Annotated in this window: 15 protein-coding genes and 2 pseudogenes; 5 read left to right on the forward strand and 12 right to left on the reverse strand. The window is 64.3% G+C overall.

What is annotated here, in order from left to right; translation table 11 throughout:
* Positions 1-83 precede the first annotated feature (83 nt).
* The 6 genes and pseudogenes from HDG33_RS25695 to HDG33_RS25720 all read right to left on the reverse strand — a co-directional run.
* A pseudogene (locus tag HDG33_RS25695) lies at positions 84-484 on the reverse strand (LysR substrate-binding domain-containing protein); the annotation flags it as partial.
* Between the two features lie 43 nt (positions 485-527).
* A pseudogene (locus HDG33_RS25700) lies at positions 528-1,076 on the reverse strand (LysR substrate-binding domain-containing protein); the annotation flags it as partial.
* A gap of 19 nt (positions 1,077-1,095) precedes the next feature.
* Complete coding sequence (locus tag HDG33_RS25705) at positions 1,096-2,067, reverse strand: alpha/beta fold hydrolase (RefSeq protein WP_184035434.1); 972 nt, start codon at positions 2,065-2,067, stop codon at positions 1,096-1,098.
* Positions 2,068-2,115: 48 nt separating this feature from the next.
* A complete protein-coding gene (locus tag HDG33_RS25710; RefSeq protein WP_260330591.1) occupies positions 2,116-2,520 on the reverse strand; it encodes a hypothetical protein in 405 nt (134 codons plus the stop codon).
* Positions 2,520-2,969 (reverse strand): hypothetical protein, encoded by a 450-nt coding sequence (locus tag HDG33_RS25715; protein ID WP_184035437.1) that lies wholly within the window; start codon positions 2,967-2,969, stop codon positions 2,520-2,522. The genes HDG33_RS25710 and HDG33_RS25715 overlap by 1 nt, the downstream gene beginning before the upstream one ends.
* Before the next feature lie 14 nt (positions 2,970-2,983).
* Positions 2,984-3,520 (reverse strand): Tautomerase enzyme, encoded by a 537-nt coding sequence (locus tag HDG33_RS25720; RefSeq protein WP_184035440.1) that lies wholly within the window; start codon positions 3,518-3,520, stop codon positions 2,984-2,986.
* A 106-nt stretch (positions 3,521-3,626) separates the two neighbouring features.
* Here HDG33_RS25720 and HDG33_RS25725 point away from each other — a divergent pair, with 106 nt between their 5' ends.
* On the forward strand, positions 3,627-4,664 hold the full coding sequence (locus HDG33_RS25725) for a GlxA family transcriptional regulator (protein WP_184035443.1): 1,038 nt from the start codon (positions 3,627-3,629) through the stop codon (positions 4,662-4,664).
* Positions 4,665-4,878: 214 nt separating this feature from the next.
* On the opposite strand, the gene HDG33_RS25730 is transcribed toward HDG33_RS25725, so the two are convergent.
* Entirely contained in the window at positions 4,879-5,631 is a 753-nt protein-coding gene (locus HDG33_RS25730) for an SDR family oxidoreductase (protein WP_184035446.1), read from the reverse strand.
* A gap of 190 nt (positions 5,632-5,821) precedes the next feature.
* On the opposite strand from HDG33_RS25730, the gene HDG33_RS25735 reads away from it, so the two are divergent.
* From HDG33_RS25735 to HDG33_RS25745, 3 genes are all read left to right on the forward strand, one after another.
* Positions 5,822-7,348, forward strand: a complete 1,527-nt coding sequence (locus HDG33_RS25735; RefSeq protein ID WP_184035449.1) for a PLP-dependent aminotransferase family protein — start codon at positions 5,822-5,824, stop codon at positions 7,346-7,348.
* A 128-nt stretch (positions 7,349-7,476) separates the two neighbouring features.
* Positions 7,477-9,213 (forward strand): FAD-dependent oxidoreductase, encoded by a 1,737-nt coding sequence (locus HDG33_RS25740; RefSeq protein ID WP_184035451.1) that lies wholly within the window; start codon positions 7,477-7,479, stop codon positions 9,211-9,213.
* Between the two features lie 21 nt (positions 9,214-9,234).
* Entirely contained in the window at positions 9,235-9,429 is a 195-nt protein-coding gene (locus tag HDG33_RS25745) for a hypothetical protein (protein ID WP_090809820.1), read from the forward strand.
* Between the two features lie 108 nt (positions 9,430-9,537).
* Here the strand turns inward: HDG33_RS25745 and HDG33_RS25750 are convergent, their stop codons facing one another.
* The 3 genes from HDG33_RS25750 to HDG33_RS25760 form a co-directional block, all read right to left on the reverse strand.
* Positions 9,538-10,521, reverse strand: coding sequence for a 2-dehydropantoate 2-reductase (locus HDG33_RS25750; protein WP_184035454.1), 984 nt, complete (start codon positions 10,519-10,521; stop codon positions 9,538-9,540).
* Positions 10,522-10,592: 71 nt separating this feature from the next.
* Positions 10,593-11,387 carry a class II aldolase/adducin family protein gene (locus tag HDG33_RS25755; protein ID WP_184035457.1) on the reverse strand — a complete coding sequence of 265 codons (795 nt, stop codon included), beginning with the start codon at positions 11,385-11,387 and terminating at the stop codon, positions 10,593-10,595.
* A gap of 98 nt (positions 11,388-11,485) precedes the next feature.
* Positions 11,486-12,685: an amino acid aminotransferase gene (locus HDG33_RS25760; protein ID WP_184035460.1), complete on the reverse strand. Its 1,200-nt coding sequence runs from the start codon at positions 12,683-12,685 to the stop codon at positions 11,486-11,488.
* Between the two features lie 192 nt (positions 12,686-12,877).
* On the opposite strand from HDG33_RS25760, the gene HDG33_RS25765 reads away from it, so the two are divergent.
* Complete coding sequence (locus HDG33_RS25765; protein ID WP_184035463.1) at positions 12,878-13,819, forward strand: LysR family transcriptional regulator; 942 nt, start codon at positions 12,878-12,880, stop codon at positions 13,817-13,819.
* 58 nt (positions 13,820-13,877) lie between these two features.
* Here HDG33_RS25765 and HDG33_RS25770 read toward each other — a convergent pair whose 3' ends face one another.
* Together HDG33_RS25770 and HDG33_RS25775 are read right to left on the reverse strand one after the other, a co-directional pair.
* A complete protein-coding gene (locus HDG33_RS25770; RefSeq protein WP_184035467.1) occupies positions 13,878-14,702 on the reverse strand; it encodes a helix-turn-helix transcriptional regulator in 825 nt (274 codons plus the stop codon).
* 100 nt (positions 14,703-14,802) lie between these two features.
* Positions 14,803-15,930, reverse strand: a complete 1,128-nt coding sequence (locus tag HDG33_RS25775) for a hybrid sensor histidine kinase/response regulator (RefSeq protein WP_184035470.1) — start codon at positions 15,928-15,930, stop codon at positions 14,803-14,805.
* Between the last annotated feature and the right edge of the window lie 2 nt (positions 15,931-15,932).

The following is a 15,932-nucleotide window of genomic DNA, read 5'->3' on the forward strand; positions in this document are numbered from 1 at the left end:
GTGGGCTGACGCCCGCGCCGCATTCAGTGAATGCGTGTATGACCGAAGTGGTGAAAATCTGCGTCGTGATCGCCATTTGGCGGTCACTGCGCTCGACGCTGATAACCGCTCTTCAATGCGTCCACCACAAGCTCGACTGCCCGGGATGATTTGCGGCGACCAGGGTAATAGACGTGATGTCCGACGAACGTGGGAAACCAGTCTTCCAGCACCCAATTCAAGCGCCCGGCCCGGACATGCACCTCAGCCAGGTCTTTGGGCACGTACGCGAGCCCAAACCCGCCAAGCGCTGCGTCCATCATCTGGTAGACACTATTGAAGGTGAGCTGCCCTTCGACCCGCACCTGCAGTTCTCGCCGCCCCTTCCGTAGCTCCCACGGGAGCAGTGAATCTCGCGTTGGCAATCGGAGATTGATGCAGTTGTGCAGCGTTAGATCCTGGGCGTCTTCGCCGGTGCGGTCGATTGCCGGTAGCCTGGAGAGCCCGCTCGCCGCGAAGCGTCGGGCCACACGAGAGGCCACCGTCGCGACAAGATCGGTCTCGGCGATGACGAAAGGGGCAACCAGGAATTGCGGCAGGCTCAGGGCCACGCGCCTTTCGAGCCCCAGGTTCGCGAGTTCGCGATCAACCAGACTCGCTCGGTCGCCTTCGCGAGATACCAGCAGATGCGACGCAGCCGCGAAGTCCTCAACGCTGGCACCGTCCGCAAACGCGGGGTGCCCTGGACGAGCTACGCACGAAAAATCTTCCTGTAGCAAGGAGCGCGTGAGGATGCGTGCTGACACTTCGACGGGGAAGCCGATCGCGAGACTTGCCTCGCCGCTGTCGAGCAGTTCCACCGCTTCATCCCGGCCGAACGTACCGCGCACACGCACGTCAACATGAGGCGCCTCGATGCTCAGGCGTGCCAACAGCAGCGGCAGCAGAACGAAAGCGGAATAGTCGTTCATTGCAATCGTGAACACCTGATCGGCTGTCGCCGGATCGAATTCGTCGGGCCGCAACGTCCCCCGTATCAGTCGTAACGCATCGGATATCGGAACGGCAAGATCGCACGCACGCGGAGTCGGCTGCATGCCCGACGGCGCACTCGCTCTAGTCACTCACAGGATTGCCCGCGCTAAACGCGGCCCGAACTTCGCTCACCGTCTGTTCAGGCGCTTGCAGATGCGGAAAATGGCCGAGTTCAGGAAAAATCGAAAGCTTCACACCGTTACGGTTCGCGTACTCAACGCCCATTTCCTTCTTGATATAGAAATCCTGCTCGCCCCACACCACCTTCACGGGGACCTTCAGCTTTGCCATGTTGGCTTCGAAGTAGTCCTGGTCGCGGGTGAAGTACGAGTAGTAGCGGAAGAAGGCGTCCGCCGATGTGACATCACCGCCCCACCCTTTCGCCATATCGTCCTTGAACTCCTCGGACAATGCGTAGCGCTCCTTCGCCGACATGCCGCGGAAGAACGTGTTTGCCAGGATTTCGTCACGGTTCTGGTTCATCGCGGCACGCACGGCGTCAGACGATGGCTTTGACTTCAGGCCCTGCAGGCTTTCGTACATGTACTGCGGGCGGTTGAACGGGGCAAAATCGCCAACAATGATTTCCCTGGCGATATTCGGCTGCTCCAATGCTGCCAGCAGCGCAGGCAAGGCCCCGATATCGGTCGCATAAATCAACAGCTTCGAACTGTCGATGCCAGAAGTGCGGATATAGTCTTCCAGCACATGCGCATAATCCTTCGGCGCGTAGGAAAAGCGCTCGGCGCCTGGACGCGAGGACTGTCCGTAGCCCGGCCAGTCAAACGCATGCACCTCGTAGTCGCTGGACAGGGACTCGGCAATGGGCTTCCACGCATACATCGTCTCCGGGAAGCCGTGCAGGAACAGTACCGTACCCTTTGGATGCGCGGGCCGATAGACCATATGACGCAGCTTGATGTCAGGATTGACCTGCACCTCGCCGACTTCAACCTTCGGCGCCGACGAAGATGACGTGGGCACGATGCTGCATGCTGAAATGGCCGCAGTCACTGCGGAGAAGACTGTCGTCTCCGTTACAGGTTTGAACATGATCGTGGTTCCCGTTTTAGTGCGAAATTGCGCCAGGTAAATTGCACTTCATTGCTGGGGGGAAGGCGAATTCAACAGCTTACTCAACGGCTTCAGTGGGCCAATTGGGAGCAGTGAGAATGTCATCAAGTGCGCTTTCCCTAAAGGAAGGGCCTCAAGCATTTCATGCGCTTGACTTACGTCGGTAACGTTCAGGATGAACGCCACCCCAGCCCGGTCTTGCAGTGAATACCACTGATCAATCTTGCCCTCGAGGTAGCGCTGCGCCGTCTCGCGAGCCTCGCTCGGAAGGAAGTGTTGGACAAGTTGCATGTCCGTGCCCGGCGGAAAGGTGCCAATCGCCAATATCTTCGTGGTTGGCGTGGTTGGCATCTGAGTGGTATGCGCCATGGAAACTCCAGCAGAAGCGACCAGCACGGAGGCTGTTGTCAAATCAGGAAGAAGCCGTTTCATCATTCGGCTCCGAACGGAGGCTGAACCATATTCAGCGCCGCTGCTTCCGGTCCCGTCAGATAGCAATCGCGGAAGCGCTCTTCGACGCACTCCCCCATCAGTTTCGAAAACAGCAGCATCGCATTGAGTGGGCGATGATTGATGACCACGGACTCCGTCTCGCCTTGCCCGTTCATATGCGCGACGACCACCGTCTCGATCGGCACCCCCTGGATCTGCGAGCGATAGGATTCCATATATAAACCGTCGCCAATCGTGCCCTTGTAGCTGTGATGCTGGAATTCGTACAGCGAGACCGCGTGTTTGATCACGGAGAGAATATCGGCTCGTCCTTCGATCGGACGCTTCAGCACGGAGGCTTCGAGCGTCGCGTTTTCAGCGAGGCTCGTTAGCCAGAGCGGCGGAGCGCCAGCGGATGCCATGACGGGGGCTGTGTCGTTGAATTTCATGCTGGGCGCTCCGGTTATGGTTTGCTCGTGCTGCCAGCGCCAGCGGCATCGAGCCATGCTTCGAGCGTGATGCGCGCTTTTTCGAGGCGGCGTCGCGCAAGCCGTCCAACGCCCGCGTCGCGCTCCGACTCGCCCGCCAGCAGCGCATGAATATCGGGCAACATCCAGATCGCGCCGCGCGTCCCCCAGGCGCCATCCGGTATCTCGGTTGGGAAGACCCAGACGCGCGGCGCGACGTCGTCGAACGGCCGGTTCTCCGCGCGCGCCACTGCTTCCGTGACCTGTCTGACGAGCGAGCGACGCGATTCGTCGGTGTATTGCCCCTCAGGTGCAGACGGAATGATCCGGTAGCGGATCGTGTTCGTGCGTTCACCGCCGATGTAGATCGCCGCAGGCCGATGAAGATGGAACACGGTGACACGCTGGGCGAGCGGACTGGCGGGATCGTACCCTTCCGCCTCGATCAGGATGTCGGTCAGTTCCTTGACGAGGCGAGCTTCGGACTCGGGCGCCAAGGCGTCCTCGGGCCACAGTGCATCGATCATTGGCATGGTTCTGCTCCTGCCTTCAGTTCATTGAATGTGGCCATGATCGGGGTTTACTGGTGCGGCCAGAAGTGGCAGCATCGCCATTATTCAGGGAATTTCAGACACGCAAATGGCCATCATCCGCATCTGGGTCTATGACGGAATCCTCGCGTCCGGCGTCGCGGGCCCTGTTGATGTCTTCAGCGCGGCCAATCAGTTCCATACGCGCAAGGCTGGACCGGGCACGACATCCGCGCCCGTGTTCGTATGGCGGGTGGAATCACTCGACGGACATCCCGTCACGGCTGCGTCGGGTCAGACCGTTCACGTCGACGGAAAGATCGACCCGCGCAAACGGGCGGATGCCGTTCTGCTGACGGCACCGTTTTTCTCGAACATCGACGAGTTCATAGGGCGCCGCGAGCAGTTGAACGAGCTGTCTTCCGCGCTGCGGCGCCAACGCAAGGCCGGCGCCGTGCTGGCGGCTTATTGCACGGCCAATTATCTGCTCGCCGAGGCCGGCCTGCTGGATGGCCGCGCCGCAACGACGCACTGGGCGAGAGCGTCGGACTTCGGGCGCCGCTATCCGCGTGTCGAAGTTCGCGCACAGGAACTGCTGATCGAGCAGGACGGCATCATCTCTGGCGGGTCCGTGACGTCGTATCTGAATCTCGCCGTGCGGCTCGTGGAAACATTCGCCGGCGAAAAACTCGCCGCGATGACCGCGAAGGCGCTGCTGATCGACATGAATCGGACTTCGCAGGCTTCCTTTGCAACGCTTCTCGACGAACATGGGCATACCGACACGCTCGTCGCGCGCGCCCAGCAGCAGATGGAGGCTACGTTGCAGCAGGGATTCCGTTTGAGCGATCTGGCAGCGTCGCTTGCTGTCAGCGAACGCACGCTCAATCGCCGTTTTAAGGAAGCGGTCGGGCTGGCACCGTTGACGTATCTGCAAAATCTGCGCATCGAGGTCGCAAAACGCTTGCTGGAAACGCGGCCAATTGGGCTCGAGGCGGTGAGTCAACGTGTCGGTTATGGCGATATCAGCACATTTCGGCAATTGTTCAAGCGCAAGACCGGATTGTCCCCGAGCGAATATCAAATGCGGTTTTCGCGGGGCGTGGCGAAGAACATGGAAGCCGAATCAGCCAGCAAAACCGGCTGAGGCCTCGCCACGTCACGCCACCGTCCTCGTCTCTGCCCTGCCTCTCTCCCCGCATCTTCCCTTTGTATCCCAACGTATTTGCAAATAAGATCGGGATACGCACGCTTACAAATAACCAGCGTTTCGACACGAACGGGATACGTTCATCCTCTCAAATACGCCGATCGCGAGCAAAACGCAGACATGCTGATTCTGGTTTCGTATCGACCTGAAATCACCCCTTTTCAGTTTGCGCCAGCCACTGGTCCAGGCTCACGCGGCCGATTCGCGCCTCGCCGAGCGGTACGAGCGACTGTTCCTCGACGCGGCCGCCGTAATAGCGCGCACCCTGATCCGTCACAACAGGGCGCGGGTCGCTGACAGACTTCAGATAACGTCTGATGATGGCGGCAAACGGTTCACGGTCCGGGCCCGCGATATCGACTGTGCCGTTCAGTGGCGTGGCGAGAGCGACCTGCGCGAGGATCGCTGCGACGTCGTCCGCGGCTATCGGCTGGAACAGTCCGTCCCCAACGCGCACCGTCCCGCCTTCTGCGCCGGAATCAGCAATTGCGCCGATGAATTCCATGAACTGGGTCGCGCGCACGATCGTATAGGGCACGCCCGCCGCTTCAATCGCCTCTTCCTGCGCGACCTTGGCAACGAAATACGCATTTTCCGGCGTGCGGTCGCAGCCGACGATGGAAAGCGCGACGTGATGGCGTACCCCTGCAGCCACTTCGGCTTTGCCGAGGTTGCGCGTCGAGGTGCGGAAAAAGTCGAGCACCGCCTGAGGCTCCCAGGAAGGCGCGTTCGCCACATCCACTACGACGTCCGCGCCCGCTAGCGCGTTGCTCAGACCTTCCCCCGTCACGGCGTTCACACCGGTACGCGGCGACGCAGCAAGTACCTCATGACCCGCCTCGCCGAGCAGCGTGACGAGGCGCGAGCCGATCAGGCCGGAACCACCGATTACGACGATCTTCATGGCACATTCTCCAGATGAGAGTCAGTTGACACGGGCAGGCGACTGGCGGCCGTTGCATCGCGGGAAAGAACTCGCCGCCGTCGCATCGTGTGAGGCTATTGTGAGAAGATCATGAACTATCGAAAAGTGCCAAGAATTGTCGATCGGACCAGGACATCCTGATTCCGGTCTGCTTGCCGGCAAGACTGTGATGACCGTATCGCCTACCGCATTCACCGTCGATATCGATCGGCAGCTCCAGTCGCCGATCTACCTGCAGATCTGCGCGCGCTTCAGAACCGCGATCGCCGCAGGGCATCTGCGTCCAGGCGATCGCGTGCCCGCGCTGCGCAGCCTCGCTACGCAACTGAACACAGCGCGCGGCACGGTTGAACTGGCGTATACGGTCCTCGTCGACGAAGGCTACCTCCAGATGCGCGGTGCGGCTGGCACGTTCGTGTCGCCCTCGCTGCCAGCTTCAGTGACGCGCTCGCGTACGCAAAGCACAAAGAGTTCGAACGGCACGCAGAGCGTTAAAACGGCTACCGCACCTCAGACGCCAGGCGAATCGCACGGCGCTCAACCGGCGCCGCGCCAGCTTGCCATTGCCGCCGCCATGAGCGGCGAGCCCCGGCCGTTGCAACCCGGGCTGCCCGCGCTTGACGCGTTTCCGCTCAAGGTTTGGAATCGTCTCGTTTCGCATCGCGCGCGCAGCGGCGAGCGCGCGATGCTCGCGTACCCGGATCCTGTCGGCTACCGGCCGCTTCGCGAACACATCGCCACGTATCTTGGGCTGTCGCGCGGGGTGACCTGCCTGCCGGACCAGGTGTTCGTGACGGGCGGCTACCGTGCGACGCTCGAGCTCGTGTTGCGCAGTCTCGCCCGCCCGAACGACAGCGTGTGGTACGAAGATCCGGGCTATCTGCTCGCGCGCGGTTTTCTCGCCGAAACCGGCGTGCAGCTCGTCGCAGTGCCGGTGGACGAAGATGGGATCGACGTCGAACACGGCACACGGCTGGATGCGCAGGCGCGCTTCGCGCTGGTCACGCCGTCGCACCAGAGCCCGCTCGGGCACACGTTATCGCTTCCCCGACGCATGGCGTTGCTGGGCTGGGCAGAGCAAGCGTCCAGCTGGATCGTCGAAGACGATTACGACAGCGAGTTCCGCTATCTGGGCCGGCCATTGCCGGCATTGAAGAGCCTCGATCGTCGCGATCACGTGATCTACTGCGGCACATTCAGCAAGGTGATGTTTCCCGGCTTGCGGCTCGCGTATGCGGTGGTGCCGGAGCGGGCCGTCGAGCGCGTCGGGCGGGTGGCGCGCAGCATGAACGCCGGATCGCCAACCGTGTTGCAGGCCGCTTTGGCCGACTTCATCGAGCGGGGGCATTTTGCGCGACATCTGAAGCGCATGCGTGCGTTATACGCCGAGCGGCGCGTGCTGATCGTGCGCGCGTTGGAGCAGGCGTTCGGCGAACGGCTGATCGTCGAACTGCCGCCAGGGGGAATCCAGTTCGCGGCACAGTTCGTCGAGGGCCCTGATGGCCCGGTCGACGACGTCGCGGTTGCGGCGCGCGCCCGCGACGCGGGGCTCGCCGTTCTGCCGCTCTCGGTCTGGTACGCGAATGGTCGCACGCGTAGCACGCCGCGTGGCGTTGTGATGGGCTTCGCGAACATCGCCAATGCAGGTGAGGCGGGCCACCTCGCGCGGAGCTTGCGCGCCTGTCTGGACGGCTAACGAGCGGCGAAGGTCCAGGTCTCTACCACTCCTCACGCTCGCGCGCGGCGCTGTACCCAAAATGAGGACAGCCGCGCGCGAACGCCGACGCATACTGCACCGATAACGCAGGAAAACTGGAGACACGCATGACCCGTCCGTTCAAGCCCTATCCGTTCGCCCCGCGCCGCTATCCAGCCGTGGTGCCGCCGCTCATCGACGGACGCGATCCACAAGCGCGCGCCGTCGCGATCGTCGGCGGCGGTCCGGTCGGCATGACGCTCGCGCTTGCGCTCGCGCGCCAGGGTGTGCGCTCGGTGCTGATCGAGGCGGACGACAGCGTGTGCACCGGCAGCCGCGCGATCTGCATCTCGCGACGCAGCCTCGAAATCTTCAAGCGGCTCGGCGTCGTCGACGGTTTTCTGCAAAAGGGGCTGGCGTGGACCGGCGGGCGCAGTTTCTATCGCGACACCGAGGTGTTCCGCTTCGCGATGCATCAGGACGACGAGCAGTCGCTGCCGCCGATGATCAATATCGCGCAGTATCAGATCGAGCAGTTGCTGCTCGACGAGATCGAACGGCACGCCGATCTGATCGACGTGCGCTGGCAAACGCGTGTGACGGGCCTCGAGCAACGGCCGCAGGGCGGCGCGACCTTGACCTTGCGCAGCGCCGATCCTGCCGATCCGCAAGGCAAAAGCTGGCAGATGGACGCTGCGTGGGTCGTCGCCTGCGACGGCGGACGCAGCACGATCCGCGACCTGCTCGGGCTGAAGCTCACAGGCACGACCTACGAAGGCCGCTACGTGATCCTCGATATCGAACTCGACGGCACGCGCGCGACCGAACGGCTCGCGTACTTCGATCCGCCGTCGAATCCGGGCTCGACGGTGCTCGTGCACAAGCAGCCTGACAACGTGTGGCGCATCGACTATCAGTTACGCGACGACGAAGACCCCGACGCCGCCGTGCTGCCCGAGAACGTGATACCGCGCGTGCAAAACTTGCTCGACTCGATGGGCGAAGCCGGCGCTTGGTCGCCGATCTGGATCACGATCTACAAGGCCAATGCGCTGACGCTCGAACGCTATCGGCATGGCAGCGTGCTATTCGCGGGCGACGCCGCGCATCTGGTGCCGATCTTCGGCGTGCGCGGCGCGAACTCCGGCATTGACGACGCCGACAATCTCGGCTGGAAGCTCGGCTGCGTGATCAATGGGAGCGCGTCGCCAGCGCTGCTCGATAGCTATAGCGACGAACGTGTGTACGCGGCGCGCGAGAACCTGAGCTACGGCATGAAAAGTACCGAATTCATGGCGCCGCCGACCTTCGCGTTCGACTTGCTGCGCACGGCCGTGCTCGGGCTCGCCGAGCGGCATGCGGCGGTGCGGCCGCTGATCAATCCGCGCCAGACGCATGCGATCGCGTATCGGCAATCGCCGCTGAACTTCACAGGCGACGGAGCCGATGCGTTCGATCGCGGCCCCGCGCCGGGTACCGTGCTGCCCGAGGGCAGGCTGCTCAAACAATCGCAAGATGGCGCACGGCTCGGCATTCATCTAACCGATCTGCTCGGACCGTGCTTCACGGCGCTGCGCTTCGACGCAGACCTCGCGAACGATGGTGACGCGTGGCAGCAACTGCAAAGCACGCTAGCCAGCCGGGGCATTCCGTTCAACGTGATCGATATCGTCACGGCCGAAGCGCAATCGGCAAACAGCCCGCGAGCGATCGACCCAACCGGCCGCCTGCACGACATGCTCGACGCACGGCCCGGCACCGTCTATCTGATCCGCCCCGACGGCCACGTGCTCGCGCGCTGGCGCAACGGCAGCGCGGCGGCCGTTCTGCGCGCGCTCGATGCCACGCTGACACAGCAGAACTAACGCGCAAGGACCTTCGACATCATGACCGATTCCGATCTCGACCTCGTCTATACGACGCTGTGCAACACGCTGACCCACGAAGGCGAGGCGCAGGCGTCGCTGTATCTCGCGCGCCTCGCGCTCTTGTGCCTGACCGAACTCGACGACTCGCGGCGCGCGTTGTCGTTGATCGAAGCCGCGAAGCTGCCGGCTGCCGCCACGGCCTGGCGCGGGTAAAAGAAACCGCCTCCCTGGAGGCGGTTCGCTAGCGGCGGTAACGGCAATGCCGCAGCAGTGCGAGGGAATTACAGCCATCACAACAAAACGGGCGCTGGCAGACCGACCTCACTGCCTCGGATACAAGCCCAACGTACTCGCATGCAGCCGCGCGAGTCCGAGCAACGCATCCGTATAGGGCGTCGGCACGCGCGTCAGTTGCCCGAGTTCGCGCACCGCGCCGACCAGCGCATCGAGTTCGACCGCCTTGCCGGCCTGCACGTCCTGCAACATCGACGTCTTCATCGCGCCGAGTTTCAGCGTGACCGCGTGACGGTCGTCGGGCGCCTGGTCGATCGGGATGCCGAAGCGCGCGCCGATTTCCTTCGCCTCCAGCATGATGTGCGTGACGAAACCACGCACGAGTTCGTCACCGAGGATCCGGTCGGTCGTTGCGCCGGTGATCGCGCTGACCGGGTTCATCGTCATGTTGCCCCACAGCTTGAACCAAACGTCGCGCTGGATCTGCGCCGAAGCCGTTGCATGGAAGCCCGCCGCCTGCAACAGCGCGGCGAGCAGCTCGACACGCTCGCTCGGCTTGCCCGACGCCTCGCCGACGATCAGCCCGTTGCCCTGGTGATGCCGGATCACGCCGGGCGCGTCGATCAGGCAACTGGCATGCACGACGCAGCCGACCGTCTGCGCGGCCGGGATCGCGGCGGTGATCGCGCCGTCGGGATCGATCGTCTTCAGGCGCTGGCCGGCGAGTTCGCCGCCCAAACCGTCGCAGAACCACCACGGCACGCCGTTCATCGCCGTCAGCACGATCGTCTCGGGGCCGAGCAGCGGTTTGATATGCGCGGCCACGGTCGCCATCGCCGGGCCCTTCACCGCGATCACGACGAGTTCCTGCACGCCGAGATCGGCCGGCTTGTCGCTCGCCTTCACCTGCTCGGCGAAGATCACGCCGCCTTCGATCAGCCGCAGACCATGCTGGCGCACCGCGTCGAGCGTCGCGCCGCGCGCGACCACGCTGACCCGATGGCCCGCCTGCGCGAGCTTCACTCCCATCCAGCCGCCGATCGAGCCGGCGCCGTAGATCGCTACTTTCATCGCCTGAATCCTTGCCTGTTGCTGTGATTATTGCAGCGTTGATTGTCGCGCTCGTTTATGCGTGGCTTCAATCATTGCCGGAAACTCGCATCGATCCGGTCGACCCGCCGCACCAGCGCATCGAACACGTCCTGTCCGGCGCCGTGGCGCGGATCGAACTGCAGCGCGTCGCGCGAGCAGCGAATCGCGACCTCCTCCGGCACCGGCCGAGCGCGGCCCATCGAGAACGTCGCCACCTGGACTTCGCACGCGCGATTCAGCGTCCACAGAATCGCGAAGGTCTGCGGCAATGTTCGGCCCCACGATAGCAGACCGTGGTTGCGCAGGATTACCGCCTGCCTGTCGCCGATATGCGCGAGCAGCCGCGGCCCCTCTTCCGCATGAATCGTGATGCCTTCAAAGTCGTGATACGCGATCCGGTCGTGCAACTGCGCGCTATAGAAGTTGGTCTGCTGCAGGCCCTCTTCGAGGCAGGCGACCGCGACGCCCGCCGTCGTATGCGTATGCATCACACAGTGCGCGTCGGGCAAGCCCTCGTGAATCGCCGCATGCACCACGAAGCCAGCCGGATTCACCGGATACGGCGAGCCGTCGAGCACGCGCCCCTGCGCGTCGATCTTCACCAGATTGCTCGCGGTCACTTCGCTGTAGTGCAGCCCGAACGGATTGATCAGGAACTGGCGCTCCGGGCCGCCGACGCTTTCGGGCACGCGCAGCGTGATGTGGTTGTAGATCATCTCGGTCCAACCGAGCAGATCGAAAATCCGGTAGCACGCGGCAAGTTGCACGCGCGCCTGCCATTCGTCCGGATGCATCGCGGCCGATCTGGGCGGGCTCGCCGGTTGCGCTGCGAAGGTCGTGGCCATCGTCGGTGTCTCCAAGATTGTCGTTGTGACGGCGCGCCCGTGCGCGCCGCCCATCATATTCACGCGTGCCGCAACAGCGGCCCGAGCGCCGAACCGCTTCAGGCGCCCGACACCACCGCCGCGATCGACGACGCGACATAGTCCGCGTTGCGCGCGTTCAGCCCGGCGACGCACATGCGGCCCGAGCGCAGCACGTACACCGCGTATTCGTTGCGCAGACGCTCGACCTGGCTTTCGGACAGGCCCGTATACGTGAACATGCCGCGCTGCGCGACATAGCGCGCGCGCATCACTTCATCGACGCGTCCGTCGAGCCCGGCGTGGATCACCTTGCGCATCGCCAGAATGCGCTCGCGCATCGCGCCGAGCTCGGCTTCCCACGACGCGCGCAGCGTCGCATCGGCGAGCACGTTGGCGACGAGGCGCGCGCCGTGCGTCGGCGGATTGCTGTAGTTCGCGCGCACCGCCGACATCAGCTGGCCCGCCACGCGCGCCGCTTCGTCGGCGCTCTTGCAGACCACGCTCAACGCGCCGACGCGCTCGCCGTAAAGCGAGAAATTCTTCGAGAACGAGTTCGCGACGATCAGCGGCACGTTCGCGTCGGCGAGCAGGCGCACCGGCGCGGCGTCTTCTTCGAGGCCCGCGCCGAAACCCTGGTAGGCCATGTCGACGAATGCGATCAGCTTGCGGCGCTGCAAAACCGGCACCAGTTCCGCCCATTGCGACGGGCTCAGATCGACGCCCGTCGGGTTATGGCAGCACGCGTGCAGCAGCACGATGCTCTTTTCCGGCAGCGTGTCGATTGCGGCGAGCATTTCGGCAAAGCGCAGGCCGCCCGTTTGCGCGTCGTAGTACGGATAGGTGTTGACCGTGAGGCCCGCGCCTTCGAACACCACGCGATGGTTTTCCCAGCTCGGATCGCTGATCCACATTTGCGAGCCGGGGAAATAGCGCTTCAGGAAATCGGCGCCGACCTTCAGCGCGCCCGAGCCGCCGAGCGTTTGCAGCGTCGCGATCCGGCCTTCGGCGCGCGCCGCGCTGTGGGCGCCGAACACGAGCGCCTGCGCGGTGTCGCGATAGAGCGGCAGACCCGCCATCGGCAGATACGAGCGCGGGCCGATCGCGTCGAGCAGCGCGGTTTCGGCGCGGCGCACCGCGTCGATCACCGGCAGCTTGCCGGCGTCGTCGAAATAGATGCCGATGCTGAGGTTGACCTTGTTCGGCCGGGGGTCCAGCTGAAAGTCTTCGTTCAGGCTCAGAATCGGGTCGCCCGGATAGGCGGGAATATGGTCGAACATGACGGGTCCTTGAAGACGGCCTCTGCAGGCCTGTTGTAGCGGTCGTCCGCGCGCCGCGGGACGACATGGCAAACCTTGAGTCTAAGCGGGTTTGCCGGGCCAAGTCGACCCGCACGAGTGTCGGTCGTCGACGCGCCGCGCACAATCAATCGATTTTTCACGATTCGTAAGTTTTTCTTTAGAATCGATCGTATGCCGCTTACCCGCGTCACGATCCGTCAATTCGAAGCGTTCCTCGCCATCGCCGATCTGCACAGCATCGGCGCGGCGGCGCAGCGGCTCGGGCTGACCTCGTCGGCGGTCAGCCAGCTGCTTGCCGAACTCGAAACGGAGCTCGGCTTCCGGCTGTTCGATCGCACCACGCGGCGCGTCGCGCTGTCCAGCGCGGGGCAGGACTTTCTGGCGTCGGCCGAATCGGTGCTGCGCCACGTGCGCGCAGCCGCCCAATCCGCCGACGATATCCGCAACCGCGCGGCCGGCATCGTGCGGGTCGGCGCGCCGCTCGTCATCGCGTCGACGGCGCTGCCCGCGGCGATCGCCGAATACGCGCGCGACAAACCGAAGGTGGTCGTGCGCGTCTGCGATACCGTGGTCGAGCAACTGGTGGAGCGCGTCGAGAGCGGCGACATCGATCTCGCGATCGGCCCGGATCGGCAAAGCGGGCCGCGCGTGCGCTCCGAGCCCGCGTTCGCGAGTCCGTGGGTCATGTGGTGCTCGGCCGCGCATCCGCTCGCCGCGCGCCGCCGCGTGCGGTGGCAGCATCTGCGCGACGTGCCGATCGTCGCGACCGGCCGCGACCACGAGCGCGCGGTCGACCAGATGCTCGCCAATCTGCCGGTCGAGGCGCGCATCATTCCCGTCGATGTCGTCGACAACGTGACCACCGCGTTCGGCCTCGCCGCGCAAGGGCTGGCGGTCACGCTCGCGCCAGCCTATGTCGCACCGCTCGCGCGGACCTTCGGGCTCTTGATGAAGCGCATCGTCGATCCTGAAACGATTCGCGAGGTGTGCGTGTATCGGTCGACCGAGCGTGCGCTGTCGCCATCGGCCGACGGCTTCGCGGATTTCGTGATGCCGTGGTTGAAGCGTTGGGATCGGGAGACGCAGGCCGAGACGCGGGGTAAGCGGAGTTGAAGCGGACTCGACGCGCGATGCGACGCGCGCTTCGGCGCGAGTTTCGACAGACGTGCAGCTAGGGCTGCATACACAGCGCGAACAGTTGTCGCTGATTTGAAATCCCGAGCCGCGCGTAGGCGCGCTTCTGGTACGTGACGACGCTCGCCGGCTTCACGCCCATCTGCCCGGCGATCTCGGCCGCGCTCGCGCCATCGAGCGTGCCACGCAACACGTCGAGCTCGCGCGGCGTCAGCGTCGGACATGCGCGCCGCACGCGCGCGAGCATCGCCGCACCGGTGCCCTGCTGATGTTGCCCGTTCAGCGCGTATTGGCCCTTCGCCGCATGCGCGAACAGCGGCGCGACGCTTTCGATCCGCTCCAGTTCGCCCGGCGCGAACACGCCGTACGCGCGGTCGCGATACAGGTTGATCGACAGCCACACGCTATCCGCCGGCTGCACGAGCAACGACAGCCGGTCCGATACGTTCGGCTGCGCGTAGCAGGCCGCGCGATACGCTTCGTTTTCGATTTCGTCGCCGCGCTGCTGATGCAGCACCAGCGCATCGCGCAAAGCGGTGCGCCGGCTGTGGTTCGATTGACCGATGATCGCGCGATTGCCGTCGAGCGCATAGAAATGCGCGGCGTAGCGTTCGGCGACGTCGCGCAGAAAATGGCCGCCCCGATGGTCGGCCGCCGACACCGTACGGGGCCGCGCGTCGAACTCATACGCGAAGATCGTGCACTGCGAGACGGGCAGCGACAACGTTTCGCCAACCGTCAGCAGAATGCTCGCGGCGAGCGCGTCGGCATCCGGGTGGGAGATCGCCATGACGAGGTCGGTGGCGCGCGCGGTGCTGATCTGACCGCTGCGCTGCGGTGATGCGAGGCGCCAGGAACGCATGATGGGAATTCGTGCTTGCGCTGCGTGAATTGGGTTGCGGCAAGCGTAGCACAGCGGGCACGCGGTGGCCCACCGGCGTGATCGCCGGCCTGGCGATGCTCTATCGCCGGGTAAACGACCCCCGCTGCAACGCCACCGTCCTCGGCAATTCGATCGTAAAGGTCGTGCCGGACTCGTCCGTGGATACGACGCTGACGCCGCCGCCATGCATGCGCGCGATCTCCTGCACGATATGCAGACCGAGCCCGAGCCCTTCGCGCGAGCGCGCGCCGTTGCCGTTCGACACGAACGCCTTGAACAGATGCGGAAACAGCTCCGCCGGAATCGTGCCGCGATTGGACACCTTCAGGCGCACGCAATCCTCGGCGTCGCCATCGACCTCCACGCCGATATCGCCCTCCGGCGCGCCATGATGGAGCGCGTTGCTGACGAGATTCGACACCGCCTGCCACACGAGATCGGTATCCCACGCGCCGGCCGTATTGCCGGTGCAGGTGAACACGATCTGCTTGCCGCTCTTCTGCGATGCGAATTCGTCGATGACCGAGCGGCACAGCGTCGCGAGTTCGATCGAGCGCGGCTGCAACGGCAGACGTCCGCCTTGCAGGCGCGCGAGGTTCAGCAGCTGATCGACCATCCGCGCCATGCGCAGGGAGCTGTTCTTCACGCGCGCGGCGACGGTTGCGGCCTGCTCGTCGGCGGCCGTGCGCATCAGGTATTCCGCCGACGCCAGCACCGCGCCGAGCGGCGTGCGCAGATCGTGGCTGAGCACCGCCATCAGCATCTCGTTCGCTTCGAGCATCTGGCGCGTCGTCACCAGTTGCGCGGCGAGCTCGCGCTTCTGCTGCTCCAGCTGCACGAACACGTCGACCTTCGACTGCAGGATGCGCGGATCGAACGGCTTGTACAGGAAGTCGACCGCGCCCGCCTCATAGCCACGGAACGTGCGCGACGCGTCCTGCGCGGTCGCGCTCAGGAAGATGATCGGCACGTGCGACGTGCGCGGGCTGCCGCGCATCAGCGCGGCCAGCTCGAAGCCGTTCATGCCGGGCATATTGACGTCGAGAATCGCCAGCGCGACTTCGTGCTTGAGCAGCAGATCGAGCGCGGCGGTGCCGCAGTCGGCGACCAGCACCGCGACGTCGGGCCGCGCGAGCAAGGCTTCCAGCGCGGTGATGTTGTGGACGATGTCGTCGACGATCAGGATGTTCACAGGTGAGTTCGTCATGG

The sequence above is a fragment of the Paraburkholderia sp. Cpub6 genome (genome assembly GCF_014201065.1).
In the GTDB taxonomy this organism is placed as follows: Bacteria; Pseudomonadota; Gammaproteobacteria; order Burkholderiales; family Burkholderiaceae; genus Paraburkholderia; species Paraburkholderia tuberum.

What these genes read in the sequence shown, in the direction of transcription:
- HDG33_RS25705 (WP_184035434.1), bottom strand. Translation starts at nt 2,067, where the DNA reads ATGTTCAAACCTGTAACGGAGACGACAGTCTTCTCCGCAGTGACTGCG.
- HDG33_RS25710 (WP_260330591.1), bottom strand. Translation starts at nt 2,520, where the DNA reads ATGAAACGGCTTCTTCCTGATTTGACAACAGCCTCCGTGCTGGTCGCT.
- HDG33_RS25715 (WP_184035437.1), bottom strand. Translation starts at nt 2,969, where the DNA reads ATGAAATTCAACGACACAGCCCCCGTCATGGCATCCGCTGGCGCTCCG.
- HDG33_RS25720 (WP_184035440.1), bottom strand. Translation starts at nt 3,520, where the DNA reads ATGCCAATGATCGATGCACTGTGGCCCGAGGACGCCTTGGCGCCCGAG.
- HDG33_RS25725 (WP_184035443.1), top strand. Translation starts at nt 3,627, where the DNA reads ATGGCCATCATCCGCATCTGGGTCTATGACGGAATCCTCGCGTCCGGC.
- HDG33_RS25730 (WP_184035446.1), bottom strand. Translation starts at nt 5,631, where the DNA reads ATGAAGATCGTCGTAATCGGTGGTTCCGGCCTGATCGGCTCGCGCCTC.
- HDG33_RS25735 (WP_184035449.1), top strand. Translation starts at nt 5,822, where the DNA reads ATGACCGTATCGCCTACCGCATTCACCGTCGATATCGATCGGCAGCTC.
- HDG33_RS25740 (WP_184035451.1), top strand. Translation starts at nt 7,477, where the DNA reads ATGACCCGTCCGTTCAAGCCCTATCCGTTCGCCCCGCGCCGCTATCCA.
- HDG33_RS25745 (WP_090809820.1), top strand. Translation starts at nt 9,235, where the DNA reads ATGACCGATTCCGATCTCGACCTCGTCTATACGACGCTGTGCAACACG.
- HDG33_RS25750 (WP_184035454.1), bottom strand. Translation starts at nt 10,521, where the DNA reads ATGAAAGTAGCGATCTACGGCGCCGGCTCGATCGGCGGCTGGATGGGA.
- HDG33_RS25755 (WP_184035457.1), bottom strand. Translation starts at nt 11,387, where the DNA reads ATGGCCACGACCTTCGCAGCGCAACCGGCGAGCCCGCCCAGATCGGCC.
- HDG33_RS25760 (WP_184035460.1), bottom strand. Translation starts at nt 12,685, where the DNA reads ATGTTCGACCATATTCCCGCCTATCCGGGCGACCCGATTCTGAGCCTG.
- HDG33_RS25765 (WP_184035463.1), top strand. Translation starts at nt 12,878, where the DNA reads ATGCCGCTTACCCGCGTCACGATCCGTCAATTCGAAGCGTTCCTCGCC.
- HDG33_RS25770 (WP_184035467.1), bottom strand. Translation starts at nt 14,702, where the DNA reads ATGCGTTCCTGGCGCCTCGCATCACCGCAGCGCAGCGGTCAGATCAGC.
- HDG33_RS25775 (WP_184035470.1), bottom strand. Translation starts at nt 15,930, where the DNA reads ATGACGAACTCACCTGTGAACATCCTGATCGTCGACGACATCGTCCAC.